The sequence below is a fragment of the Achromobacter sp. E1 genome (assembly GCF_037039475.1).
Taxonomy (GTDB): Bacteria; Pseudomonadota; Gammaproteobacteria; order Burkholderiales; family Burkholderiaceae_B; genus Achromobacter; species Achromobacter mucicolens.
Window position 1 is genome coordinate 3,981,016 of the sequence record NZ_CP146253.1, and the last position, 18,838, is coordinate 3,999,853.

The following is an 18,838-nucleotide window of genomic DNA, read 5'->3' on the forward strand; positions in this document are numbered from 1 at the left end:
TTTTTTTTGATGCGCTCAGCGCACCATGCAAGGCCGCTTGTTGTCGAACTTCCAACCCGGCACCAGATACTGCATCGCCGACGCATCGTCGCGCGCGCCCAGGCCATGCTGCAGGTAGAGCTGATGCGCGCGTTCAATCGCGTCCATGTCCAGCTCGATGCCCAGTCCGCCGGTCTGCGGCAGTTCGACGTAGCCGTTGCGGATCTGCAGCGGGTTGCGGGTCAGATGCTGGCCGTCCTGCCAGATCCAGTGCGTGTCGATCGCGGTGACGCGGCCCGGCGCAGCGGCGCCCACATGCGTGAACATCGCCAGCGACACATCGAAGTGATTGTTGGAATGCGAGCCCCACGTCAGGCCGAAGGCCTGGCAGGTCTGGGCCACGCGCACCGACCCCTGCAGCGTCCAGAAATGCGGATCGGCCAGCGGAATGTCGACCGACTGCAGCGACAGCGCATGCGCCATTTCGCGCCAGTCGGTGGCGACCATGTTGGTGGCGGTGGGCAGGCCCGTGGCGCGGCGGAACTCGGCCATGACCTCGCGGCCGGAAAACACGCCTTCGGCGCCGCACGGGTCTTCGGCATAGGCCATCACGCCGTGCAGGTCGCGGCACAGACGCACCGCGTCCTTGAGCAGCCAGCCGCCGTTCGGATCCAGCGTGACGCGCGCTTCGGGAAAGCGCTCGTGCAGGGCGCGGATGGCTTCGACCTCTTCCTCGCCGCGCAAAACGCCGCCCTTCAACTTGAAGTCCTGAAAGCCATAGCGGTCATGAGCGGCTTCGGCCAAGCGGACGATGGCCTCGGGCGTCATGGCCTTTTCGTGCCGCACGCGCAACCAGCCGTCGGCGTCGGGCGCCGTCTGGTAAGGCAGCGGCGTGAGCGACGAGTCGCCCACGTAGAACAGGTATCCCAGCATCTGCACGGAGGTGCGCTGCACGCCTTCGCCCAGCAGCGCGGCCACGGGAACGCCCAGGTGCTGGCCCAGCAGGTCCAGCAACGCAGACTCCACGGCCGTCACGGCATGGATCGCCACGCGCAGGTCGAAGGTCTGGGCGCCGCGGCCCGCGCTGTCCAGACCGGCGAAGGCCTGGCGCATCTGGTTCAGCGTGTGCTGATAGTTGCCGATGGAGCTGCCCGCGACAATGGCGCGCGCGTCTTCCAGCGTGGCGCGGATCTTTTCGCCGCCGGGCACTTCGCCGACGCCGGTATTGCCTGCGCTGTCGGTCAGGATGACCAGGTTGCGCGTGAAATAAGGCGCGTGGGCGCCGCTCAGGTTGAGCAGCATGGAGTCCTGGCCGGCGACCGGCACGACGCGCATGCCGGTAATCGTGGGCGTCTGGGAGGCTTGCGATGCGTGAAGAGTCATGATTGCTTCTTGAAAATGCCCGGCCGGCGGGGCCGGGCGCGTTGCGTCATTGCACGGAGATGCCGCCGGTCTCGATGACCTGCTTCCAGCGGGCGCTTTCCTGCTGCTGGAACTTGGTAAAGGCTTCGGGCGAGTTGGCGACGACCTCCAGGCCGATGTCGGTGAAGGGCTTGCTGAGCGCCGGATCCTTCAGCGCAGCGGTCAGGGCGGCGGACAGCTTGTCGCGCACGTCGGCGGGCAGGTTCTTGGGCGCCACGACGGCCTGCCAGGCATAGACGTCGACGCCGGGCACCGAGACTTCGGCGAAGGTGGGCACGTCGGGCAGCACGGGCGAGCGCTTGGAACCGGTGACGGCGATGGCCTTGAGCTTACCGGACTTGATATGCGGCAGCACGGCGTTCACGTTCTGGAACGACATGTCCACCTGGTTGCCCAGCAAATCGGAAATGGCGGGCGCGCCGCCCTTGTAGGGCACATGCAGGCCCTTGGTGCCGGTCTTCTGCCAGAAGAGTTCGGCGGTCAGGTGGTCGGACGAGCCCGCGCCGGAGGTCGCGAAACTGATCGCGGCCGGCTTGTCCTTCAGCAGCTTCAGCACGTCTTGCACGCTGTTGACCTGGGGCGCCAGCTTGGGGCTGACCACCAGCACATTGGGCGTCTGCACGGCCACGGTGAGGTACGTGAAGTCCTTGGCCGGATCGTAGGTGATGCCCTTCATCAAGTGCGGGGCCACGACCAGCGGGGCCAGCGAGGTGACCATCAGGGTGTAGCCGTCCGGCGCGGCGCGGGCCACCTGCGACGCGCCGATGGTGCCGGTGGCGCCCGCCTTGTTTTCCACGACGAAGGATTGCTTGAGCTGTTCGCCCAGCTTGTTGGACAGCGCGCGCGCCACCGAATCGGTTGCGCCGCCGGGCGGGAACGGGACGACGACGGTGACGGCCTTGTCCGGCCAGGCCTGCGCCGCGCCTGCGGCGGCCATCAGGGTCAATCCAAGCATCCACTTGCGCGCATTGGTCTTCATTACTGTCTCCGGATTGGGTTCTTTTATTTACGTTAACGTTAACATTTCTTTTGTTAACGTTAACATGACGGCTTTTTAGAATATTTCGGGGCGAAGACGGTTCGCCATCCGGACAAACCCTGACACCATCCGGCCCGCAAGGCGCGCGTCTGCGGTTAGGCTTGACGCCAATTGCACCCCGCCGTTTTCGACTCCCTTTTTGATGCACCCGCCCCGCATGCCGTCCGCCGACTCCCCTTCCCGCTCCCCGGAGCGCGCCAACGTCACCGTGCGCGAGGTGGCGCAAGCGGCCGGGGTGTCGATGATTACCGTTTCGCGCGCCATCAACACGCCGCAGCAGGTCTCGCCCGCCACGCTGGACAAGGTCAACGCCGCGATCCAGGCGCTGGGCTATGTGCCGAACCTGATGGCCGGCAGCCTGCGCCTGTCGCGCAGCAACCTGGTGATGGTGCTGGTGCCCTCGATCGCCGGGTCGCTCTTTGGCGGGATGCTGACCGCGCTGACGCAGTCGCTCGAAGCCAAGGGCTTTCAGCTCATGGTGGGCCAGAGCGGCTACGACTCGCCCCGCGAGGACGCGCTGCTGCGCGCCATCATCGGACGGCGCCCGGACGGCATCGTGCTGACGGGCGTGATGCACTCGCCGCAGGGCCGGCAGCTGCTCAAGGCATCGGGCATCCCCATCGTCGAAACATGGGATGCCACGGACGCGCCCATCGACATGCTGCTTAGCCTGTCGCACGAGGCCATCGGCGCGGCCGTCAGCCACTACCTGCGCGACGCGGGCAAGACGCGGCAGGCGGTGCTGAGCGGCGACGACCACCGCGCCCGGCTGCGCGCCGAAAGCCTGGTTCGCGCGGCGCTGGAATCGGGCCTGCCCGAACCGTTGGTGCACTACATGCCCGCGCCGACGACGCACGCGCAAGGCCGCGAAGGGCTGCGCGCGCTGCAGCGCTCGGGCCAAGGCATCGACGCGGTGTTTTGCAGTTCCGACATGATGGCGGCCGGCGTGCTGACCGAGGCCGCGGCGCAAGGGCTGGACGTGCCTGGGCAACTGGCCGTGATGGGCTTTGGCGACATGGACATCGCCGCGTCGATGTCTCCGGCCATCACCTCCGTCCACGTGGACGGCGCCGCGATCGGCGCGCAGGCGGCCGAGATGATCGGCTTGCGCGCCAACGGCCAACGTCCCGCGCAGTCGGTGGTGGAAATCGGTTTTCGCATCGTGACGCGCGAGAGCGCGTAGGCGGCGCGCCCGCTTCCCCGAGCTGCATTGTTGTCGTCCGGACAACACCGTGCATCCTCGCGCGGATCTTCCGGCCCGCGGGCGTCGCCTCTAGGATTCCTTCTGACGCGCCACGCACCGCGGCGCGACACTTCCCGGAGATCCGACATGCCCAGGCCCGCCATCGCCCCAGCAGGCACGACCCGCACCAAGCAGGGAGCGCCGCATGCTGCCCCATGAATGGATCGCGCATTACGGCGTGCTGGCCGTATTCCTGAACGTGCTGGGCGCATCACTCGGCTTGCCGTTGCCGGTCATGCCCACGCTGATCGCCGTCGGCGCCAGCCAGGCAGCCACGGCCGGCGCATCGGGGCACCTCGCCATCCCGCTAGCCATTGTGCTGGCGGCCGCGGTGCTGGCGGGCGTGATGGCCGACCTGCTCTGGTTCCGCGGTGGCAGACGCTACGGGCCTCGCACGCTGCACACCGTCTGCAACCTGTCGCTCTCGCGCGAGGCGTGCATCAGCAAGACTGAACGCTTCTTCAACCGATGGGGCGTGCGCCTGTTGATCGTGGCTCGCTTCATGCCCGGACTGTCGATGGTGGCCGTGCCGCTATGCGGCGCAAGCGGCACGCGCCTGCGGTCCTTCGTCTGGCACGACTGCGCGGGCTTGGCGCTTTGGGCCGCCGCGGGACTATTGCTGGGCGCCGTTTTCTCGGCGCGCGTGGAAGCGCTGCTGGCGATGCTATCCGCGCTGGGCGGGCGCGCCGCTATTGCAACGGGCGCAGCGGCGGCGCTTTACGTCGCATACCGCTACGCACGCCGCGCGTAGACCGGCAAGACGCGCCGCGCTTGTCGCAGCGATTGCCCTGCGGCAAAATACTCGCCGTCCTCTCACGTCGTTGCGGCGCTGGCCCTATCCATGACCGACTCCGTCGCCCTCTTCGACCAGCACCGCTCCCGCCTTTATGGCATTGCCTATCGCATGCTGGGCGCCGTGGCGGAGGCCGAAGACGTCGTGCAGGAAGCGTGGCTGCGCTGGCACGGGGCAGACCGCGCGGTCATCCAGAACCCCGAAGCATGGCTCGTCACGGCCACCACACGCCTGTCCCTCGACCGCCTGCGCGCCGTCAAGGCCGAACGCGAACATTATGTCGGGGTATGGCTGCCCGAACCCATGCTGATGGCAGCGCCCTCCACGCCGGAACAGATCCACGAGCAGGCCGACGATGTGTCGGTGGCATTTCTATTCATGCTGGAACGCCTGTCGCCCGATGCGCGCGCGGCGTTTCTCATGCGCGACGTGTTCGATGCGGACTACGAAGACATCGCCCAAACGCTGGACAAGAATCCGGCGGCCGTGCGTCAGATGGTGCGGCGCGCGCGGCAGCAACTGCGCCAGGGCGCGCCGCGCGAGGCCGTGCCGCGCGCGACGCTGCAGCGCCTGTTGCAAGGCTTTGCCGACGCCATGCAGCGCAGCGATTTCAACGGACTGCTCGCGCTCCTGAGCGACGACGCCGAACTCATCGGCGACGGCGGCGGCAAGGTCAGCGCGTTTGCCAGCCTGGCGGGCGGCAAGCGGCTGGCGCAGCTCTTTTATGCGGGCAAGCGCCGCTATCGCGACGCATTGGATGTCCGGGTGGTGCAGGTGAATGGGCAATGGACCCTCTTGCGCTTCATCGACGGCGATCTGGAATCCGTGCAGTCTTACGAGACCGATGGCGAACGGCTGACGCGGGTGCTGGTGCAGCGAAATCCGGACAAGCTTGCGGGCATCGCCGCGGCGCTCAAGGGCTCTTGATGCGCGCGGGTGGCGTGTTGATGCGCGCGAGTGGCGTGTCGTGGGAAGGGTTATTGCGCTGTATCGAGTTGCGGACTGGGTGGGTTTGCATGGGATTCGGCTGGGTTCTTTAGGCGCCCGGCGCGGCGTGGGCCTGGGGCGGGCGGGGCTCCGATTGCGGTCCGGAGCCTTTGCTCCGGACTAGCCTAGGCGGCCCCCCCCGCGCACAACCTCGTCCGCCTTCGGCTCCCTTCGGTTTCCGCCGGGCGCATCTAAACGCCCCGCCCACCCCAGGCCCACGCCACACCGGGCTCTACGGTTGAATCTTGTCGGACAGCGGGGCGAGTTGGGTTCTTAAGGTTCTTGCATGCGACGGGGTGGACGAGAAGCGTCTTGCGGGGCCCGCCCCCGGGCGGCCGCGCGGGCGGCCTTCGTGGGCTTACGCGGCGTCTTGCGTCGTCGTGATGGCGCTTCGCGTGTGGCTGCTTCTGCTCTCGGTGTCTGACACCCTGGGGAGACTCCCGTCATACCAAGAGCGTCTCCCTAGGGTGTCAGACACCGGCAGCAGCAAACGCTCTAGGCAGGTTCAGGCAGAGATGCCAATTATCCTCTTAAGGTGTCTGACACCCTCGGGGGATGAACTTGGTATGAAGCTAATCTCACAAGGGTGTCAGACACCGGCTACCGACCGGCTACGGTCGCCTGGCTACGCGCCGCCGCTAGCGGCCCGATGCGTTGGTGCCTGGCAGGCAACACGGTGATCCCTTGTGCGTGCCTACCGCCTCGCGGGCCGCGCTTCTACGATGGACCTGTCATCACTCACACGCAAGGACAGGCCATGTCTAAGACCACCAAGTTCGGATTGCCCTTCATCGCCGCGGCGGCGCTGCTCGGCCAGCCCGTTTACGCCGCCTCCCATCACGCATCGTCCGGCGCCACGGCCGCCGATCCCGTCGTCACCGAACTGATGACCAAGGCCCTGCCGGACATTCCCGGCAAGGACGCGTTGATGCTCATCGTCGACTATCCGCCCGGCGGGGCCGATCCCATTCACCGCCACGATGCGTATGGTTTTGTCTATGTGCTGGAAGGCAGCATCGTCATGCAGGTCAAGGGCGGCAAGGAAGTCACGCTGACGCCCGGGCAAACCTTCTATGAAGGGCCGGACGACGTTCACACGGTGGGGCGCAATGCCAGCCAGACCCAGCCGGCCAAGTTCCTGGTCGTCCTCATCAAGAAGCAAGGCGCGCCCGCCCTGACCCCGGTCAAATAGGGACGCCCGGCACGCGGCAGGGGCCTTACGTTGGGCCGCCAGGCCTTCCCCTCGGGGGAAGGCTTTTTTTCGCGCGTGATGTCACAAGATTGCGGGCTGCGCCGTCTTAGCTGTAGGATCAACCCACTTGCGGCGCCGCCACCATGTCGACACCCCACCCTGCCCCTTCGGATACCCCTGCTTCGGCCGGACCGGATTCCCTGGCCGACAGCTTTGCCACCAGCTATGCCGGTGTCATGGCCTTCATCGCCGTCGCCGCCGAAGGCAATTTCGCCAAGGCGGGCGACCGGCTTGGCATCGGCCGCTCGGCCGTCAGCCGCAGCGTGCAGAAGCTTGAAGATCAGCTGGGCACGCGCCTGTTCGTGCGCACCACGCGCAGCACGTCGCTCACGCCCGAGGGCCAGCGCTTCTACGAGCAATGCCACCCGGGCGTTGAACGCATCATCCAGGCGCTGGACGACATGCGCGACCTTCGCCAGGGCCCGCCGTCGGGCCAGTTGCGCGTGTGCGCCACCGTGGGCTTCGGCCGCAAGATCGTCGCGCCGCTGTTGAAGGGATTTCGTGAGGCCAATCCGGGCATCTCGGTGGAGTTGCTGCTGGACGACGGCCCCACCGACTTCACGACCGACCGCGTGGACGTGTCCTTTCGCAACGGGCGCATGGAAGACAGCCAGGTGATTGCCAAGAAGGTAATCCCGATGCAGATGATGCTGTGCGCGTCACCGGCCTATGCCGCGCGCCACGGACTGCCCGCCAGCGTCGAGGACATCGCGGACCATGCCTGCGTGAATTTCAAGCTGGCGTCCGGCCGCGTGTTCGAATGGGAGTTCAAGGTGGGCGGACAGATGCGCAAGGTGGCGCCGCCCGGCATGCTGACCTTCAACGACGCGGACCTGGTGCTGCAATCGGTGCTGGACGGACACGGCATCGCGCAGATGGCGGCCTATCAGGTCTGCGACCATCTGCGGGCGGGCCGGCTGGTGGCCTGCCTGCCGCAATATGCGCCGGACGACCGCGGGCATTACCTGTGCTTTCTCAGCCGCCAGCACCTGCCGGTGCGCATGCGCGTGTTCATCGATTACATGACGGAGAACATCCGCGCGATGGACCTGCAGATACTGGACAGCCTGCTGGTCAAGCCGGCGTGAAGCGCAAGGCGGCAAGGCGCGTGGAAAGGCGCCCCGGCAGGCGGCGCTACTGCGTCAGTGCGACAACGCTTTCGATGCCGCCCTGCGCCATCTTGGAATAAGGGCAGAGGCGCTCGGTGTTGCGCACCAGTTCTTCGGCAATGGCCTTATCCAGGCCGGGCAGGTGGATGTTGACGTCCGCCTTCAGCGCGAACAGGCCATCGACGGGGTCGCGTCCGAACGCGATCGTGGCAGTGACCGAGGCGTCGGGAATGGACAGCCCGGACCGCTGGGCCAGCATGCTGAGCGCACCGTGAAAGCAGGCTGCGTAACCGGCGGCAAAGAGCTGCTCGGGGTTGGTTCCACCGCCCGTGCCGCCCAGCTCGACGGGCAACCGTAATTCCACAAGCAGTTCGCCGTCGTCCGAGATGGCGATGCCCGAGGCACGGCCATGCGCGGCCTCCCCGCCCCGCACTGTCACGCTGGTGGTGTACAGGGGACGGAAGTCGCCGCCCCGGTACTTGTCCAGGAGGCTTTGGGGAGGAGGCCGCAGTTTGCTCATGTAGGTCCTTGTGACCGCCGCTACTTTCTTGCACCCGAGTGGCTGAACCAGGTGTCAAAGCCGATCTTGCCCAGGCGCGGGCTGGTTCCCGGCACCAGTGTGCTGTCGTCCAGCAGCGCGCCGAAATAGCGCACGCCGGCGTCCGCGTGCACGGTGCGGGTGTCCCCGATTCTACGCATGTAGCGTTGGGCCAGTTCGGACAACCTGACCTTCTCCGGACCGGCGATCTCGACAATGCCGTTCACGGGCGCGCCCAACGTGGCGTCGGCCATGGCCAGCGCCACGTCGTCCGAGGCGATGGGCTGCACGTAGGCGGAGGACAGCCGTACCTCGTCGCCCTGCGTGCCGGACTGCACGATGCCGCCCAGGAACTCGAAGAACTGCGTGCTGTGCACGATGGTGTACGGAATGCCGGCGGCTTCGATCAGGTCTTCCTGCGCGATCTTGCCGCGGAAGTAGCCGCTTTCCGCGAGGCGGCGGGTGCCCACCACCGACAGCGCGACATGATGGCGCACGCCCGCGCGCTTTTCGGCGGCCAGCAGGTTGCGGCCGGAGGTCTGGAAGAATTCCAGGACGGCCTTGTCTTCGAAGGACGGCGAGTTGGCCACGTCGACCACGACGTCGACCCCGGCCAGGGCCGCGTCCAGGCCTTCGCCGGTGATGGTGTTCACGCCGGTGGCGGGCGAGGCGGCGATGGCCTCATGGCCGCGTTCGGCAAGCAGTTTGACGAGCTTGGAGCCGATCAGGCCCGTGCCGCCGATGACGAGGATTTTCATGATCGATCCTTAGTTGAATTGGGCCTTGTCCAGCCCATACGCCTTGTCGGCCGAGCCGGGCACGGTCTGGAATCCCACGTTCAGCCGGTTCCAGCCATTGATGGCCATGACGGCAAAGCTGAGGTCCGAGATTTCCTTTTCGGACAGCTCGCCGCGCACGCGCTCGTACACCTCGGTCGGCACGCCATGCACGCCCAGCGTGGTCAGCGCTTCGGTCCAGGCCAGGCAGGCGCGCTCGCGCGCCGAGAATTGATTGGATTCGCGCCAGATGGCGACATGGTGCAGACGCAGTTCGCGTTCGCCGGCAAGCTTGGCCTGCTTGATGTGCATGTCCAGGCAGAAGCCGCAGCCGTTGATCTGCGAGGCGCGGATGTCGACCAGGTCAAGGATCGACTTTTCGATGGTGCCGGATTTGGCCAGCATGGTGAACTCGACAAACTTCTTGAACAGTTCCGGCGATTGGGCAAAGGCGTTGAGACGTTGGCTCATGATGGCTCCTGGGTGGGTTGGGCGCTTCCGATCGGGTTGCCGGGCGCGGCGCTTGCTTGTTCGACGCCCAAATCGTAGGCCGGCCCGCCGGACCGCAGTAGCCCCGGCGCGGGGACCATGATGTTGCCGCAATGGCAACAATCGGCAGGCGCGGTCACGCCGACAATAGGCAGGCAATCAAGGCTCGCGCCCGGAACTCATCATGAACAGAAACGATATCTCGATGCAGGACATCCATTACTTCGTCGAAGTCGCCAAGCGTGGAAAGCTGTCCGCCACCGCCGCCGCGCTCGGCATCCCCGTCGCCACGCTGTCGCGGCGGCTCACGCAGCTGGAACAGGCGCTGGGCTACAAGCTCTTGAACCGCACGACGCGCAGCGTCAGCCTGACGGCCATCGGACAGCAGTACTTCGATCATTGCGCGGAACACGTCGAAGGCGCCCTGTCGGCGCACGAAATCATCAACTCACGGCTGAACCACCTGGCGGGCACGCTGCGCGTGTCGGTCATGCCCGGCCTGACGACGATCCTGCCGGCGGTGCTGAAAGAGCTGCGCGAAACCTATCCGCAGATCTCGTTCGAGGTGGAGCTTGGCTTGGCCGACACGGGCCGCAATGGCCAGCACTTCGACCTGATGCTGCGCACGGGCGAGCTGGCGGATTCGGCGCTCATCCAGAAGCACGTCGCGCAGGTGCAGTGGGTGCTGGTGGCGGCCAGCAGCTACCTGGACCGATTCGGCCGGCCGACCTGCCCGGAAGACCTGGGCCTGCACGAGCGCATCATCACCGGCGACCTGCAGGACTGGACACTGGGCGAAGGCGAGAGCCTGCTGAACGTCCGCGGCCCCACCCACATCGGCACCAACAGCTCGGCGCTGGGTGTGCAGCTTGCCATCGCCGGGCTGGGCATTGCCTGGATGCCCAGCCACCTGGCGCTGTCGCAAACACTGCGGGAACTGGATCTGGAACAGATCCTGCCAGACTGGAAACTGCCCCCGGCGACCATCTACGCGCTCTCCGACAACCGTGTGACGCCGGCGCGGGCGAAGGTGTTTCTGGATACGCTGCAACGGCATCTGCGCGTGAACTAGGCGTCCGTGCCCCAAGCATGCGCTGCCTCAGCCCAACAAGTTCTCCCTGACGTGCACCAGATGCCGGCGCACCGCCGCCATGGCGCGGTCTGAGTCGCGGTCATGCAGCGCCTCGACGATTTCGCGGTGTTCGGCCTGGTAGGCCGCGCGCCGTTCGGGGGTGAGGCTCTTGCGCTTGAGCGCGCCCCAGGTCGCCTGCGAGCGCGCCGCGGTCATCAGCGCGAAGACCTTTTCGATGAAGAGATTGTGCGTGGCCGTGGCCATCAGCTCGTGCAGTTTCGCGTCCCACACCTCGAACGCTTCAAAGCTGGCCGCGGCCTCCGCCTCGTCGCACGCATGCTGCATGGCGGCGAAATCGGCCGGCGTGCCGTGCTGCACCACCAACGCCGCAATGGCCGGTTCCAGCACCAGGCGGGCGGCCATCAGTTCGGCCGGGCTGGTGGACAGCACTTCGCCACGCAAGAACGCCTCGGTCTGCGCCAGCGTCGACGGCGGGTTGGCGTAGGTGCCGCTGCCCACGCGCTGCGAGATCAGTCCGTCGTCCTTCAACTGCGCCAGCGTGCGGCGCACGGTAGACCGGCTGAGGCCGAATTCCTCGCTCAACGCGCGCTCGGTGGGCAGGCGATGGCCGGCGGGCCAGACTCCCGACTGCAGGTTTTCGATGATGACCGCCCGCATGGCGGAGGCTTTGTCCATGAGGACTCCCGGATGAATGCCGCGATGATACCAAATCAGTCCAAAAAATTCCTGCCTATCCGGCAATAAATGGATTCGCCTGCGGAGAATTTTGGTTTATCCTGCCGAACAGCACCAATTGGGCCTGAATTATTCAAATTGGTATTTTTTGGTATCTCATCAACGGGCGGCGTAAGCCCCGCAGGAGCAAGCATGAAAATCGCGGTATTTCGAGTCAATGGTGAACGGCGCGTGGGCGTGGTCGCGGACGACGGCAGCACGGTTACCGCGCTGGACTTCGCGCCCGAACTGGCCGCGGCCGGCGCACTGACGGCGGTGCGGTGGCTGGCCGAGGGCCGCGCCCTGCCCGCCCAGGCGGGACCGTCCTATCGCTGGGATCAGGTCGAGCACGAAGCGCCCCTGCCGGCGCAGCCGCGCAACCTGTTCTGCGTGGGCCGCAACTATCACGCCCATGCCAAGGAACTGCGCGACTCCGTCTTCAAGGACAACGACGCCAACCCGGAGTCCTGGCCCATCGTCTTCACCAAGGTGCCGCAAACCGTGGTGGGCCCCTGGTCCGACGTGACGCTGCCCACGGGCATCTCCGACAAGATCGACTACGAAGCCGAACTGGCGGTGGTGATCGGCAAGGGCGGTCGCAACATCTCCCGCGCCGAAGCCATGAGCCACGTCATCGCCTACACCGTGGTCAATGACGTCACCGCACGCGACGTGCAGATGCGCCACCAGCAGTGGGACCTGGGCAAATCCTTCGACACCTTCTGCCCGATGGGTCCGTGGCTGGTCACTGCCGACGAGCTGGACGGACGCAACACGCGCGTGCGCTGCTGGGTGAACGGCGAGCTGCGCCAGGACGGCAACACGGAAGACCTGATCTTCGACATTCCCACGCTCATCGAAACCTGCTCGCGCGGCATCACGCTGTACCCCGGCGACGTCATTGCCACCGGCACGCCCGCTGGCGTCGGCCAGGGCCTGAATCCGCCGCAATTCCTCAAGAGCGGCGACGTCGTCCGCATTGAGATCGACGGCATTGGAAGGATCGAGAACCGATTCGTCTGACGCCCGCGCCAATGAGCGCCGGTCAATGAAACCGGCGCCGCGCAGCACGCAAGCCCATAAGGAGTGAGACATGAAACTGCGCTGCAAACAGGTGGCCGCGGCTGCCTTGCTATGCCTGAGTGCGACGGCCACGATGACCGTGCAGGCCGCCGGCTATCCCGAACGCCCCGTCACGCTGGTGGTGCCCTTCCCGCCCGGCGGCGTGGCCGACACCATCGCCCGCCCCATTGCCCAGGCCTTGGGCGACAAGCTGGGCCAGCCCATCGTCATCGAAAACAAGGGCGGCGCCGGTGGGGCCATCGGCATCGGCCAGGCGGGCCGCGCCAAGCCCGATGGCTACACGTTGCTGATGAGCCTGTCGTCGATTTCCATCCTGCCCGCGGCCGACCGGCTGCTGGAGCGCAAGCCCGCCTATCAGCTGGACCAGTTCGTGCCGATCGCCCGCATCACGGCCGATCCCACCGTGCTGGTGGTGCGCGCGGACGCGCCCTACAAGACGCTGGACGAATTCCTTGAGGCGGCCAGGAAACAGGGCGGCAAGCTGAGCTACGGCAGCTCGGGCATCTACGGCACGATGCACGTGCCGATGGAAATGCTGCAGAACGCCGCCGGCATCAAGATGATGCACGTGCCCTTCACCGGCGCGGGTCCCGCGGTGCAGGCGCTGGTCGGCGGGCAGGTCGACGCCCTGGCCACCGGCCCGTCCAGCGTCATGCAGCTCATCCAGGCCGGACGTGTGCGCCCACTGGCGCATTGGGGCGACGGCAAGCTGGAGAGCCTGCCGCAGGTGCCATCGCTCAAATCCAAGGGGTTTGACGCCAGCTTCGTGCAGTGGTCCGGCATCTTCGCGCTGGCCGGCACGCCCCCCGCCGTCATCGACAAGCTGCGCGATGCCGTCAAGCAGATCGCGGACGATCCCGCGGTGCAGGCGCGCATCGCCGGCACCGGCAGCCCGGTGCAGTACCTGGACGCGCCGGCGTTCGACGACTACTGGAAAAAGGACTCCGCGTCGCTGGAAGTGGCGGTCAAGCGGATCGGCAAGGTCGAATGACGAGCGGAACGTAGCTGCTATCGGGGGGCTTCGCGCCCCCTTTTTCATTGCACCGTTTCGCGCCCCGCCGCCTGCCGGGCCAGCGCCTTGCGGTCCACCTTGCCGACCGCGTTCTCCGGCAGCCGGTCGACCCAGATCACGTCGCGCGGCACGTAGATCCGGCCCAGCCGCGCCAGCACCTCGGCCTGTATCGCGGCCGCGTCAGGCGGACAGTCGCCATTGCCCTGCACGAAGATTACCGGCGTCTCGCCCAGGTCATCGTCCGGCGCCCCCACCACGCAGCAGGCCGCCACGCCAGGCATCCCCGTCACCACGCCTTCGATGAGGGCGGGCGAAATGTTCTCGCCGCCGCGGATGATGACGTCCTTGATGCGGCCGGTGATCATCAGGTAACCCTGTGGGTCGAAGCGGCCCAGGTCGCCCGTGCGCAGCAGCCGCGGCGCGCCCGCGTCCGCACTGTCCACGCCCAGATAGCCCAGCATCAGGCTATCGCCCGCGATGCAGATCTCGCCTTCGGCGCCTGCCGGCGCCAGGCTGCCGTCGGGCAGGCGCAGGCTCACGTCCTGCCCTTCAAGCACCGTGCCCACCGATCCCACGCGCCGCGCCGCGGGCGGATTCATGGTGGACGTGCACGTGGCCTCCGACAGGCCATAGGACACGACCAGCGGACACCCGAGGAAGGCTTCGATCCGGCGGTGCAAGGCCTCGGTGATGGGCGCCGAGCCGCAACGCGCAAAGCGCAGGCCGGCAAGGCTGTCCGGATCGAAGGTCAATTCCAGCATCCGCGCATACATCGTCGGCACGCCGGTGATGATCGTGGGCCGGAAGGCGGCCAGCAGTCCCGGCATGTCCTGCGCGCGGAACCGGCCGGCCAGCGCCACGCTCGCCCCCGCCAGCAGCGGCGTGAAGATCTGATTGTTGAGCGCGTTGGTGTGGTGCAGCGGCATGACGTGCAGCAGGCGATCGCCGGGCGTCAGGCCCGTATGCGCCAGAACGCCGCGCGCGTTGTTCACGATCCCCCGATGGCTGAGCAGCACACCCTTCGGATTGCCGGTGCTGCCGGACGTAAAGAGCAGCAGCCCCGGCGCCTGTGGCGCGACATCCGCGCCGGACCAGTCCTGCCCGCCCTGCACGATCTTGGCCGCATCGAGCACGCGCGCCGCCGGCAGGCCGCAGCCGCGCGCGGTGGCGGCGTTGCCGCTATCGGCCAGCATCCACGTCAGCCCCACTGCCGCCACGCGCCGCGCGGTTTCCTCGACCGACAGCCGCGGCTCCAGCGGGCACGGGCATGCGCCCGCCGCCATGACGCCCAGGATGGCCAGCACCTGCGCCAGCGAGCGCTCCATCGCCACGCCAACGTAGTCGCCGGGCGCAACGCCGGCAGCCCTCAGGCCGCCCGCGGCCTGCCCCACCCGGCGGCGCAGGTCCGCGTAGGTGACGGTTTCCTCGGCGGTCACGAGCGCGGGGCGCGCGGCCCATTCCGGCTGGTCCCACAAGCGTGCAAACGCCGCCACGACCGTGGCATCGGCAATCGACATGACTGATTCCCCCTGTACCGGGCTCGATGTGATGGGTAGATGCGCGATCAGCGCAGCGCGACGGCGGCGTCGCGTTCGAACTGCCCGTCCGCGTCCAGTTCGCGCAAGGCAAGGGCTTCGCGCTCGGTCGGCGGTTCGGTCGGGCCCGCGCCGGCGGCGTCGAACTCAAAGCCCGTGCGCTCGCGCACCTCGGACAGGCTGGACTCCGGATGCCACGATTGCAGCGCCAGCCGGCCGTCGCGTTTGATGAACACGGCGATCGGCGTGACCACCCCATGAAAGCCGCCCCACGACGTCATGAAGTCCAACTTGGGCACGAACGTGCGGCGCGAATGCTCGGTGCGCCAGGTGCAGGCGCGCCGCGCCGTGGGCAGCATCACCGCGCCGCCGCCGCCGCCGGGCAGGCGGACCTTGGGTTCATGCCAGTCGCCGATGCACGAGTTGTTGGCGCAGCCCGCGCCGTCGATCTGCGCGGCGCCCAGAAACGTCAGGTCCATGCGGCCGCGCGTGCACAGGTCGTAGAAGTCTTCGTTCGAGAAGATCGACGCCGTGTGCTCGGCCAGCACCGGATCGGAGCTGGACAACGGAATGTGCGAGGGCCGCGGGTTCACGCCGCCGGCCACGTTGATGTAGACGAAGTCCCAGTCATACGCACGCTTGGCCAGCAGGCAGGCCAGCATGGGCATCGTGGAGTTCACGCCGCTGAACGTGATTTCATCGGGGCGGATGAAGCGCGCCAGATTGGTGACGATGTACGAAAAGCCCGACCATTGCTCAGCCATGATTTCCCTCCCGCGCTTCGGGCGCCGCAGCCAGGTGCGCGCGCAGATCGCTGTTCTTGTCCATGTAGGTTTCCACCGCCGGATAGTCGATGGCGTAATCGGGCCAGCAGGATCCCGGCCACGCGCCCCCCGGCACGACCGCATAGGCCTGCACCATGAAATACGGCACCAGGGTGGATTCGGGCTGCGCCTCGAACACGGCGCTATCCACCTGCTTTTCGGCCACCACCAGCACGCTGCCGGCGGCACGCGACATGATCCGGTCCCAATGCGCGGTGCCATGCACGCGCACATTGCCTTGCGCATCCACCTCCGACGCCTGGATCACCGCGAAGTCCGGCCGGATCGCCGGCACCACCCAGGTCTTCTCGCCGCTGCCGTAGGGGTCTTCCAGGCATTTCCAGCCGTTCAGTTCCGGCAGGCCGCTGCCGTGCAGACCGCCGCAGGGCTGAAACGGCACGCCGAAGGCCGCCGCGCGCAGCCCTGCAGTCAGGCTGGCGCAGGCATGTTCCTCCAGCTCGATCTCGTGGCGTTCCACGGCGCGCCGGTACCAGGGCGCCAGACCGAAGTTGCCCTCCATCGCGACGATGCCCGCGCGCACGCGGCGCAGCACGCCCGCCCGGCACAGGATGTCGACGTCGTAGCCCGGCGACTGCTTGATGAGTTCGAGATCGCGCTTTTCCTGGCGGATCAGTTCACGCACGAACGCGAACGGGCCGCGATGCAGGAAGCTGCCGCCCAGCGCGATCGATGCCCCGTTGGGCACCAGCGCCGCCAGTTCCTGCAAGCTGCACTGCTTGTTCTTCTGATTGAATCCTGAAGCCATTGTCTTCCTCCCTGCTCGATGGGACGCGCCTAGCGCGCCTGCAGATATGCCGCCACGCGGTCCTTCAGCCCGGGCGCCGATGCCGAGCGCACCAGCCGTGCCAGATCCGTGTCCGGCGTCTCCTGCGACAGCGCGGCGTAAAGCTGCACGCGGCTGTCGTCCGTGAGCGCGCTGGCGGTTTCCAGCGCCTCGTCGCCGATCCGCGTCCAGTCGGCTGGCGCGGCAAGCCGGCTGGCAAAGCCGTCGCGCAATGCGTCTTCGGCATTGAACGTGGCGGCCTGTTCAAGCACCGTGCGCGCGCGCTCGGCGCCCACCAGCGAGGCAAACCGCCGCGTGCCCAGCACCAGTCCAAACTTCAGACCGGGCATCCGGAACGTGGCGTCCGGCGCGCTGACGCGCCATTTGCAGGCGCCGAACACATCCACGCCCGCGCCGAAATTGCGCCCGTGCGCCAGCGCGACGGTCAGGCACGGCGAGGCCGCCAGCCGCTGCAGCAGGGTTTCGATCCGCACGAAGCGCAGCAGCAGATCGCCTTCGCTCTGCGTCTGCCAATCGCCGAAGTCAAAGCCCGCGCTGAAATTCTTGCCTTCGCCTTGCAGCACGATGACCTTGGCGCCCTGGCCTTCGGCCTCATCAAGCGCCGCGATCAGCGCCTCGACCAGGTCGGCCGACAGCGCATTCATCTTTTCGGGGCGCGCCAGCGTCAGCACGTGGCGCGGCCCTTGTCTGTCGATACGCAGGACGCTCATGCCGCGCCCCCCTTGCCGCCCGCACGCAGCGGCCCCAGCACTTCGTCGTTGTGTTCGCCCAGCGCCGGCGGCCTGCGCCGCAGCGCCGTCGTCTCGCCGTCAAACCGCACCGGCAGGCCGAACGTGCGCGTCTGCACGCCGTTGGGCAGTTCAAGCGGCTGGACCCAGCCCATGTGCGCGACCTGCGGATCGTCCAGCACCTGGGAATACGTGTTGATGGGCGCGCACGGCACGCCGGCCGCGCGGAAACGCGCCAGCCATTCCTGCGCCTCGTGTTCCGCAAAGATCGCTTCCAGGATGTCGCGCAGCGCGGTCTGGTTGCGCGCGCGGGCGCTGGTGTCGGTAAAGCGCGGATCGGCCAGCAGGTCGTCGCGCCCCACCGTGGCGCACACGGCTTTCCACAGCGCCTGGTTGCCGGCGGCCATCCCGAAATACCCGTTCTTGCAGCGAAACGCCTGATACGGCGCGTTGCGCGGGTGGGCCGACCCCAGCTTGACGGGATCCTTGCCGCTGCCGAAGAACTCGGACGTCTGCAAGGCAGCGATGCCCAGCGTCGCGCCCAGCATCGGCACGTCGATGTGCGTGCCCTGCCCGCTTGCCTGCGCCGCGCGCAGCGCAGACGCGATGGCGAACGCGCCATACAGCCCGGCCGAAAAATCGGCCAGCGGCACGCCGCATTTGACGGGTTCGCCGCCGGCCTCGCCCGTCACGCTCATGATCCCGCTCATGGCCTGGATGGTGAGGTCAAAGCCGCCTTCCTGCGAGCGCGGTCCGGACTGGCCGTAGGCGGAAATCGAGCAATAGACCAGGCGCGGATTGGCCTCGCGCAGCTGCAGGTATCCCAGGCCCAACCGATCCATCACGCCCGGCCGATTGTTCTCGATGAGCACGTCGGCGCGCAGCGCCAGCTCCCGCGCCAACGCAACGTCGCCGGGATCCTTCAGGTTCAGGGTCACCGAGCGCTTGTTGCGATTGAGCGACGCGAAGTTTTCGCTGTAGCCATCGGAGATGGGCGGCCAGCTGCGCAGCGTATCGCCGCCTTCGGGGTGCTCCACCTTGATGACGTCCGCGCCCATGTCCGCCAACAACATGCCGCAAAAGGGTCCCGCCGCGACGTTGCAAATCTCCAGCACTGTGATGCCGGTTAGCGCCGAACTGGGTGTCATGTCTGACCTCTCGTTATGAAAATTCAATATTTGGGATAAGAAAAACAGTATAAGACGCGGCTTTCAACGGTGGCATCATCCAGTCCGACCAAGACGGGAAGTCGTTGATTTCCAGGCGAAGCCTAGTGCAATCCCTAGGTGTCGCGGTTAATTGTTGACCAGCATAGCACCGTGTGGAATTCTACGTAAACCATTTATTGGAACGTCGATCCTATATTTTAGGATTTAGTAAAAGAGGACTGCAGCGGTCAAGTCGCCGGCGATACGCA

The 18,838-nt window shown here is 66.9% G+C and carries 19 protein-coding genes; 8 read left to right on the forward strand and 11 right to left on the reverse strand.

Features of this window, described 5'->3' with window-relative positions:
• Window positions 1-15 precede the first annotated feature (15 nt).
• Both gudD and V6V88_RS18430 read right to left on the reverse strand, forming a co-directional pair.
• Complete coding sequence (gene gudD, locus V6V88_RS18425) at window positions 16-1,362, reverse strand: glucarate dehydratase (RefSeq protein WP_223576240.1); 1,347 nt, start codon at window positions 1,360-1,362, stop codon at window positions 16-18.
• Window positions 1,363-1,408: 46 nt separating this feature from the next.
• On the reverse strand, window positions 1,409-2,380 hold the full coding sequence (locus V6V88_RS18430; protein ID WP_338615910.1) for a tripartite tricarboxylate transporter substrate binding protein: 972 nt from the start codon (window positions 2,378-2,380) through the stop codon (window positions 1,409-1,411).
• 217 nt (window positions 2,381-2,597) lie between these two features.
• Here V6V88_RS18430 and V6V88_RS18435 point away from each other — a divergent pair, with 217 nt between their 5' ends.
• The 5 genes from V6V88_RS18435 to V6V88_RS18455 all read left to right on the forward strand — a co-directional run bounded on the left by V6V88_RS18435 (window position 2,598) and on the right by V6V88_RS18455 (window position 7,803).
• The gene (locus V6V88_RS18435; RefSeq protein ID WP_081100896.1) at window positions 2,598-3,623 is read left to right on the forward strand and encodes a LacI family DNA-binding transcriptional regulator; all 1,026 of its coding nucleotides are present in this window, start codon (window positions 2,598-2,600) and stop codon (window positions 3,621-3,623) included.
• 205 nt (window positions 3,624-3,828) lie between these two features.
• Window positions 3,829-4,434 carry a VTT domain-containing protein gene (locus V6V88_RS18440; RefSeq protein ID WP_062839187.1) on the forward strand — a complete coding sequence of 202 codons (606 nt, stop codon included), beginning with the start codon at window positions 3,829-3,831 and terminating at the stop codon, window positions 4,432-4,434.
• A gap of 90 nt (window positions 4,435-4,524) precedes the next feature.
• Entirely contained in the window at window positions 4,525-5,403 is an 879-nt protein-coding gene (locus V6V88_RS18445) for an RNA polymerase sigma-70 factor (protein WP_062839188.1), read from the forward strand.
• A gap of 817 nt (window positions 5,404-6,220) precedes the next feature.
• Entirely contained in the window at window positions 6,221-6,655 is a 435-nt protein-coding gene (locus V6V88_RS18450; protein WP_338615915.1) for a cupin domain-containing protein, read from the forward strand.
• Window positions 6,656-6,798: 143 nt separating this feature from the next.
• The gene (locus V6V88_RS18455) at window positions 6,799-7,803 is read left to right on the forward strand and encodes a LysR family transcriptional regulator (RefSeq protein WP_338615917.1); all 1,005 of its coding nucleotides are present in this window, start codon (window positions 6,799-6,801) and stop codon (window positions 7,801-7,803) included.
• 46 nt (window positions 7,804-7,849) lie between these two features.
• Here V6V88_RS18455 and V6V88_RS18460 read toward each other — a convergent pair whose 3' ends face one another.
• Genes V6V88_RS18460 through V6V88_RS18470 form a run of 3 tightly spaced genes read right to left on the reverse strand, consistent with a single transcriptional unit; the run spans window position 7,850 to window position 9,609 of the window.
• Window positions 7,850-8,344, reverse strand: coding sequence for an Ohr family peroxiredoxin (locus V6V88_RS18460; protein ID WP_062839190.1), 495 nt, complete (start codon window positions 8,342-8,344; stop codon window positions 7,850-7,852).
• A gap of 20 nt (window positions 8,345-8,364) precedes the next feature.
• Entirely contained in the window at window positions 8,365-9,120 is a 756-nt protein-coding gene (locus V6V88_RS18465; RefSeq protein WP_223576244.1) for an SDR family oxidoreductase, read from the reverse strand.
• 9 nt (window positions 9,121-9,129) lie between these two features.
• On the reverse strand, window positions 9,130-9,609 hold the full coding sequence (locus V6V88_RS18470; protein WP_056323593.1) for a carboxymuconolactone decarboxylase family protein: 480 nt from the start codon (window positions 9,607-9,609) through the stop codon (window positions 9,130-9,132).
• A gap of 202 nt (window positions 9,610-9,811) precedes the next feature.
• Between V6V88_RS18470 and V6V88_RS18475 the strand changes: the two genes are divergently transcribed.
• A complete protein-coding gene (locus V6V88_RS18475) occupies window positions 9,812-10,699 on the forward strand; it encodes a LysR family transcriptional regulator (protein ID WP_338615918.1) in 888 nt (295 codons plus the stop codon).
• A gap of 27 nt (window positions 10,700-10,726) precedes the next feature.
• On the opposite strand, the gene V6V88_RS18480 is transcribed toward V6V88_RS18475, so the two are convergent.
• Window positions 10,727-11,395, reverse strand: a complete 669-nt coding sequence (locus V6V88_RS18480) for an FCD domain-containing protein (protein ID WP_223576245.1) — start codon at window positions 11,393-11,395, stop codon at window positions 10,727-10,729.
• A 192-nt stretch (window positions 11,396-11,587) separates the two neighbouring features.
• Here V6V88_RS18480 and V6V88_RS18485 point away from each other — a divergent pair, with 192 nt between their 5' ends.
• Window positions 11,588-12,457 carry a fumarylacetoacetate hydrolase family protein gene (locus V6V88_RS18485; protein WP_338615919.1) on the forward strand — a complete coding sequence of 290 codons (870 nt, stop codon included), beginning with the start codon at window positions 11,588-11,590 and terminating at the stop codon, window positions 12,455-12,457.
• A gap of 70 nt (window positions 12,458-12,527) precedes the next feature.
• Window positions 12,528-13,508: a tripartite tricarboxylate transporter substrate binding protein gene (locus V6V88_RS18490; RefSeq protein WP_223576246.1), complete on the forward strand. Its 981-nt coding sequence runs from the start codon at window positions 12,528-12,530 to the stop codon at window positions 13,506-13,508.
• 44 nt (window positions 13,509-13,552) lie between these two features.
• Here the strand turns inward: V6V88_RS18490 and V6V88_RS18495 are convergent, their stop codons facing one another.
• Genes V6V88_RS18495 through V6V88_RS18515 form a run of 5 tightly spaced genes read right to left on the reverse strand, consistent with a single transcriptional unit; the run spans window position 13,553 to window position 18,569 of the window.
• A complete protein-coding gene (locus tag V6V88_RS18495) occupies window positions 13,553-15,046 on the reverse strand; it encodes a class I adenylate-forming enzyme family protein (protein WP_062839196.1) in 1,494 nt (497 codons plus the stop codon).
• A 47-nt stretch (window positions 15,047-15,093) separates the two neighbouring features.
• Entirely contained in the window at window positions 15,094-15,828 is a 735-nt protein-coding gene (locus V6V88_RS18500; RefSeq protein WP_062839197.1) for a CoA-transferase, read from the reverse strand.
• Window positions 15,821-16,654: a CoA transferase gene (locus V6V88_RS18505; RefSeq protein WP_056323572.1), complete on the reverse strand. Its 834-nt coding sequence runs from the start codon at window positions 16,652-16,654 to the stop codon at window positions 15,821-15,823. The genes V6V88_RS18500 and V6V88_RS18505 overlap by 8 nt, the downstream gene beginning before the upstream one ends.
• Window positions 16,655-16,683: 29 nt before the next feature.
• Window positions 16,684-17,403: an enoyl-CoA hydratase/isomerase family protein gene (locus V6V88_RS18510; RefSeq protein ID WP_062839198.1), complete on the reverse strand. Its 720-nt coding sequence runs from the start codon at window positions 17,401-17,403 to the stop codon at window positions 16,684-16,686.
• Complete coding sequence (locus V6V88_RS18515; RefSeq protein ID WP_338615920.1) at window positions 17,400-18,569, reverse strand: CoA transferase; 1,170 nt, start codon at window positions 18,567-18,569, stop codon at window positions 17,400-17,402. The genes V6V88_RS18510 and V6V88_RS18515 overlap by 4 nt, the downstream gene beginning before the upstream one ends.
• Window positions 18,570-18,838: the final 269 nt, after the last annotated feature.

Bases quoted from the DNA above. Each gene is read 5' to 3' on its own strand.
- V6V88_RS18505 (WP_056323572.1), bottom strand. From the start codon at position 16,654: ATGGCTTCAGGATTCAATCAGAAGAACAAGCAGTGCAGCTTGCAGGAA.
- V6V88_RS18455 (WP_338615917.1), top strand. From the start codon at position 6,799: ATGTCGACACCCCACCCTGCCCCTTCGGATACCCCTGCTTCGGCCGGA.
- V6V88_RS18485 (WP_338615919.1), top strand. From the start codon at position 11,588: ATGAAAATCGCGGTATTTCGAGTCAATGGTGAACGGCGCGTGGGCGTG.
- V6V88_RS18475 (WP_338615918.1), top strand. From the start codon at position 9,812: ATGAACAGAAACGATATCTCGATGCAGGACATCCATTACTTCGTCGAA.
- V6V88_RS18460 (WP_062839190.1), bottom strand. From the start codon at position 8,344: ATGAGCAAACTGCGGCCTCCTCCCCAAAGCCTCCTGGACAAGTACCGG.
- V6V88_RS18430 (WP_338615910.1), bottom strand. From the start codon at position 2,380: ATGAAGACCAATGCGCGCAAGTGGATGCTTGGATTGACCCTGATGGCC.
- gudD (WP_223576240.1), bottom strand. From the start codon at position 1,362: ATGACTCTTCACGCATCGCAAGCCTCCCAGACGCCCACGATTACCGGC.
- V6V88_RS18495 (WP_062839196.1), bottom strand. From the start codon at position 15,046: ATGTCGATTGCCGATGCCACGGTCGTGGCGGCGTTTGCACGCTTGTGG.
- V6V88_RS18510 (WP_062839198.1), bottom strand. From the start codon at position 17,403: ATGAGCGTCCTGCGTATCGACAGACAAGGGCCGCGCCACGTGCTGACG.
- V6V88_RS18500 (WP_062839197.1), bottom strand. From the start codon at position 15,828: ATGGCTGAGCAATGGTCGGGCTTTTCGTACATCGTCACCAATCTGGCG.
- V6V88_RS18435 (WP_081100896.1), top strand. From the start codon at position 2,598: ATGCCGTCCGCCGACTCCCCTTCCCGCTCCCCGGAGCGCGCCAACGTC.
- V6V88_RS18440 (WP_062839187.1), top strand. From the start codon at position 3,829: ATGCTGCCCCATGAATGGATCGCGCATTACGGCGTGCTGGCCGTATTC.
- V6V88_RS18445 (WP_062839188.1), top strand. From the start codon at position 4,525: ATGACCGACTCCGTCGCCCTCTTCGACCAGCACCGCTCCCGCCTTTAT.
- V6V88_RS18465 (WP_223576244.1), bottom strand. From the start codon at position 9,120: ATGAAAATCCTCGTCATCGGCGGCACGGGCCTGATCGGCTCCAAGCTC.
- V6V88_RS18480 (WP_223576245.1), bottom strand. From the start codon at position 11,395: ATGGACAAAGCCTCCGCCATGCGGGCGGTCATCATCGAAAACCTGCAG.
- V6V88_RS18515 (WP_338615920.1), bottom strand. From the start codon at position 18,569: ATGACACCCAGTTCGGCGCTAACCGGCATCACAGTGCTGGAGATTTGC.
- V6V88_RS18450 (WP_338615915.1), top strand. From the start codon at position 6,221: ATGTCTAAGACCACCAAGTTCGGATTGCCCTTCATCGCCGCGGCGGCG.
- V6V88_RS18470 (WP_056323593.1), bottom strand. From the start codon at position 9,609: ATGAGCCAACGTCTCAACGCCTTTGCCCAATCGCCGGAACTGTTCAAG.
- V6V88_RS18490 (WP_223576246.1), top strand. From the start codon at position 12,528: ATGAAACTGCGCTGCAAACAGGTGGCCGCGGCTGCCTTGCTATGCCTG.